We start from the raw sequence: 2,199 nt of genomic DNA on the forward strand, positions 1-2,199 counted from the left end.
AAAAAGGTCGGGGCGGCAAGCCGTTTAGACGACAATCTCCACACTTCCATTTCATTGCAGGTAGTATTCTCGCCGTAAAACCTTGTTTGTCCTAAGCCCTACCTTTTTACGCCCCTGAAACGAAAACGACCGACCCGACGGAAAGACGCATAAAAAAATGTCGGATATGCGAGAAGCAGGGAAAAAGAAAAAGTTGAAACTCAAACTCCCTCACCTCTGGAATCCGCATAAAATCAGACAAGATGATTTATCCCGACATAAGAACGGGATGGATAACCGTTCAAGAAGAACAGACAGAGTAAAGCGTTCGGCAAATTTGCCGAACGTTCCTTTTCTTTCTTATACTTACTTCGAGTGACCAAAAAAGCCTAAAGAAAAAGCATCTCGTTACTTTTGACAGTGAATTGAGACGGCTCAAAAGTAACAAAAAGCCGCTACTAAATGACTCACAACAGCTTCCTGAACTTCATCTCCGCCAATCTGTTGATTTCATCTTTGTAGGTTTCAAGATGATGAAGGATGATGTTCTCCACATAGATGCCGATGGTCATATCTCTGTTTCTCATCGACATGACTATCTCCGCCAATATGTCTTGCAACTCTTTGGCAATATAGATGGTCTTGCGATTTTTCAAGGTGTTGCGACAAATGAAAAGCGACTCATAATCGCCCTTGTCAGACTTTCGCCTTTCTCTTCTTGGGACTCTTGAAAAATCCTTTGATATTGGTTTGTCATTTAGACGTTCCGATTTGACAATCTGCTCTTCTGATTGAGAGCGTTTCATCTCACTCTCTTTTCTTTTCATGGGAATACCCTGTGAAACAAGTTCTCGGATGGCAACGGGATTTGCCTTGCCGTTTTGGTTTTCTGTCATACTTACTTAATTTTATTGTTATACAATTCACTGTTCATTTCGTTGTCGGTATATTTACCGATGAAGATGAATACGTCCGCTATCGAAGATATGCCCGATAATCAGATTGTATCAGCAGGGGTACATCCTTTCGTTCATACCCTTTCAGTGGAGATGTTCATTGGTGTCCATCAATACAATCGTTCGATTGTATCTGCTTTCGCACATTCCCACGTTCGGATGAGAGGAATAAGGATATGTCCTTTGATATACACCCCTGTCCACACCACTCATCGAAACGAGATGTTATCGAAGACGCATACCCTCACCGACATATTCGTCAGTGCAAATATATGGCTCGGTGATGCTGTAATCAGCATAATTTCCTTTGATGCGTACTTGTGGCTTCGATTTGGTTATTTGTGGCTTCGTTTCACCTAATGGCTTTGGGGACAAGAGGCAGTAACTTTGCAGCAAGCGATAAGCCGATATTTCATGGCTTTGAAAACATACATTTCGAGAAGATAAAACACCGCCTTTCGAGACGGATTTATTTGCGTCGGAGCAAATAGCAAGGTATGTTTTATGCAGCACAACTCCGTTTTTGCTGCATAAAACCCTTGCTCTTGCAGAGGGCTGAAAAAACTCCGAAGTCGTTTTTCTTGGAAGAGAGAATGCGATGCCTCAAATGCCGGTGATGTCGTGAAACACTAAAATCCAAAATAAGAAATGAAAATGAAGAAAATTCGAAGCGCACGCTCCAAAGAGAAGACAGAAAAGCGTGTTTCGGTCAATTTCACACCGACGGAATACGCTCATTTCCTCACGATGAAAGAGGAAAGCGGTGTGACAAGTCTATCACTATTCATCAAGGCAAGAATCTTTAATGAGACTTTTCGGGTGATAAAAGTGGATCGTTCGTTGCTTGATTATTATCAAAAGCTGACGACTTTGTACGGGCAATTTCGCAGTGTCGGGGTGAATTATAACCAGACCGTAGTTACATTGAAAAGCAATTTCACGGAGAAGAAAGCCTTTGCGATGCTCGCCAAGTTGGAGAAACTGACACTTGAATTAGCAATAATCGGAGGCGAAATCGTACAACTCACTCGTGAGTTTCAGGAGAAATGGCAACAACGGTAGTAGCCATTTTACATTGTATTGTTCTTTATGGATAAAAAATCAGGCTTCCCTTTTAATTTAGGAAACCTGATTAACCATTTGAATGCAATTACCGTTTCTTGAACTTGCCGCCTTTCAGGTCGCTCTCCACCATACGCTTGTTCAGCTCCTCTCGGAGTTCATCAAGAAAATAGGTGCGGCTGTCATCCTTGCGGCGTTTCAT

2 protein-coding genes and 1 pseudogene are annotated in these 2,199 nt (G+C 42.2%); 1 reads left to right on the forward strand and 2 read right to left on the reverse strand.

Translation table 11 applies throughout. The features are described 5' to 3' along the window. Positions 1 to 446 precede the first annotated feature (446 nt). Positions 447 to 875, reverse strand: coding sequence for a DUF3408 domain-containing protein (locus tag L888_RS0111055; protein ID WP_027952933.1), 429 nt, complete (start codon positions 873 to 875; stop codon positions 447 to 449). A 708-nt stretch (positions 876 to 1,583) separates the two neighbouring features. Between L888_RS0111055 and mobA the strand changes: the two genes are divergently transcribed. Then, entirely contained in the window at positions 1,584 to 1,997 is a 414-nt protein-coding gene (gene mobA, locus L888_RS0111065) for a conjugal transfer protein MobA (protein ID WP_027952935.1), read from the forward strand. A gap of 88 nt (positions 1,998 to 2,085) precedes the next feature. Here the strand turns inward: mobA and L888_RS0111070 are convergent. Further along, positions 2,086 to 2,199 (reverse strand): annotated as a pseudogene (locus L888_RS0111070) (RteC domain-containing protein); the annotation flags it as partial.

It is taken from the genome of Hallella seregens ATCC 51272, from assembly GCF_000518545.1.
GTDB classification, from domain to species: Bacteria; Bacteroidota; Bacteroidia; order Bacteroidales; family Bacteroidaceae; genus Prevotella; species Prevotella seregens.

Excerpts from the sequence above, each read along its gene's own strand:
- L888_RS0111055 (WP_027952933.1), bottom strand. The coding sequence starts at position 875 with ATGACAGAAAACCAAAACGGCAAGGCAAATCCCGTTGCCATCCGAGAA.
- mobA (WP_027952935.1), top strand. The coding sequence starts at position 1,584 with ATGAAAATGAAGAAAATTCGAAGCGCACGCTCCAAAGAGAAGACAGAA.